Raw genomic sequence first — 2,247 nt, 5'->3', positions numbered from 1 at the left:
TGAGAACCAGCGCAAGGTCTTGGTGGCCCAGGCATTTATCGACGTCAAGCAGCAGTTCGAAACCCGCTCGGCGGCGCTGGAAGCCCAACATTTCATCGATATCGAGCGCGCCAGGGTTTACGACCCCGGCATGGCGATGGGCCGTAACTGGGTCTTGAACGACGACGAGCGTGAACGCTGGGACAACGAAGCAGACCAGTACATCACCCAGTTCGAAGACACGATGCGCGCCAAGATGCAGGCGAAGCTGGACAGCGGTGAGTACCGGCGCAGGTTCGACAGCAAATATCTGTCTCCGGCAACACCGGGGCAGGCGGTGCGCGTGGCGGACATGGACGTGGAGTTAACGACGTTCGACGCCGTGTCGGCGGCCGCCGAAAATGTCGGCGCCAAGCGCGCCAAGGATCACGAACGATGGCTCACCAGCGAACAACTGCTGAGCGCGCTGGACGTCTACGACGACCGGGATCTGACAAGCGGCTGGCGCTTTGCGGGCCAGACGGGCTTATGCGTGCTGGGCGCGGACGGGTGCGCAAGCACGGCGGATCTGATCGAACAATGGTGGACGGGAAACCCGACCGACCGCGCCAACCTGGCGATGCGCGGCTTTGCGCTGAACCAAACAGAGATTCAGGCGGAATTGCAACGCACGCTGGACGCGGCGCGCCTTCACGCGCAAACCCAGGCGCGTGATCTTATTCTGTCTAACGACAGGATGATCCAGCAGGTTCAGGCCGGGTTCGTCGCCGTTCAACATCTGGCTGATCTATTCGACAAGGCGAACGGATTGTTCGAAGCCTTGTCAGCCGCAGGCGAAACGAACCTGGCGGGCGGCGCCCTGGCCTGGTATTCCAGCCTGGGCCGCCAATCCCTGCGCTACGGCTCGACCGGCAAGGAATGGGCCTTCCATGGCATCACCCGAAGCTGGCTGGCGGCCAGCGTCAGCAAGCGGGCCACGAACTTGCGTATCGACGAACTGACCAAACTAGGGCGTAGCGCGGATCCCAAGCAATTGCGCGCACAGATTGGCCGGAACACCAGATTCGCATTTGCCACCGAACTTGTGGACGCCCATCGCAGTGACTTTTACAAGCTGCGCGCCAGCAGTTGGTTGCTGTTCTTTGAAGCGGCGTTGATTGCAATGCGGGTGCGGGATATGCCGGACGATGAACGCGGCGCGGGGGAGTTGATCGCCCATGGGTTGCTTGCGGGTGCTGCGGGTACGGAAATACTGGCGGCCGGGACGGAGTTGGTATTGCAGCATTACAGCGCCGCCAGCGTCACCGGAACGGGAGCGACGGTCTTTCTGGGGCAGCTGAAGCTGGTCGGTGGCGCGTTGGCGGCGGTGGGTGGGGTGGTGTTGATGGGGTATGACTGGAAGGACGCAGACCAATCACGGCAAGAAGCAAAAAAAAGGTTGACGTCTGCGTACTACCTCAGATTTGCCGCGGCCTTTGCGATGGTGGGCAGCCAATCCAGCATTGCCTTCGCCGCCGCCGGTCCGATGCTACGTATTCTTGCCGCGCGATCCGTTGAAAGAACGGGAGTTCATGGAGCGCTCTCGCTGGCCGCAGCACTTTCCGGCGTGCTCGGAAGGCGAGCGGTACTGCTATTCATGCGAAACGTCCTGCTGCGCAGTTCGTTGGTCGGATTGGTCGCCACCCTGGCAATTTGCATTTTCGATGACGACCCGCTCGAAAAATGGTGCAAACGTTGCCTTTATCGTGGCGAAGATTATGACGGGAACACGCCCTTTCCCAACACCGCCGACGAATTGTCAGCTTTGTATAGCGCATTGCTAGAGGTGCTGTAGTGTATTTGATCGAATGGCTTACATGGCTGGGCAACATCAAGTCAGACGCCTGGATTAACGCTCATACCGACACGCCTTACGAGGCGCCGCCCATTTATGAGGATCCGACGCGATCAGAGCAACAAAGAGTGCATGCTCAGCGCTTTGCCAAAGCAAAAATCAGAAGCCCGGTATATGCCTGCGACGATACCATCCTCGAGATGCGTTGCGGCGCTATGGAAGAAAAGCGAGGATTCATCACATTAATATCAGCATTCTTCTCGCTGCCGACGATCGCGGGCATCGACCTCATGTGCTTGTCATTTTCGCTATCGACATGGGAAACCTGGGATTTCGACGACACGATTCTTCTGATCATTTTATTGATCGGTAGCCTCGGCGCACCCTACATCTACTTCAAATACCTCTTCCGCTTCACCCGCCTGGAATCCTTC

Annotated in this window: 2 protein-coding genes; both read left to right on the top strand. The window is 58.8% G+C overall.

Translation table 11 applies throughout. From position 1 onward, the window contains the following. The coding region (locus YH64_RS30310) for a T6SS effector BTH_I2691 family protein (RefSeq protein WP_221935943.1) at nt 1–1,813 on the top strand (1,813 nt) is incomplete at its 5' end. Then, nucleotides 1,813–2,247: hypothetical protein (locus YH64_RS29975; protein ID WP_221935942.1), on the top strand; the 435-nt coding region annotated here is incomplete at its 3' end. The genes YH64_RS30310 and YH64_RS29975, both read left to right, overlap by 1 nt.

Origin of the sequence: Achromobacter sp. LC458 (genome assembly GCF_001005835.2) — a bacterium.
Classification (GTDB): Bacteria; Pseudomonadota; Gammaproteobacteria; order Burkholderiales; family Burkholderiaceae_B; genus Achromobacter; species Achromobacter spanius_B.
This window is presented reverse-complemented; position numbering and strand designations above follow the sequence as displayed.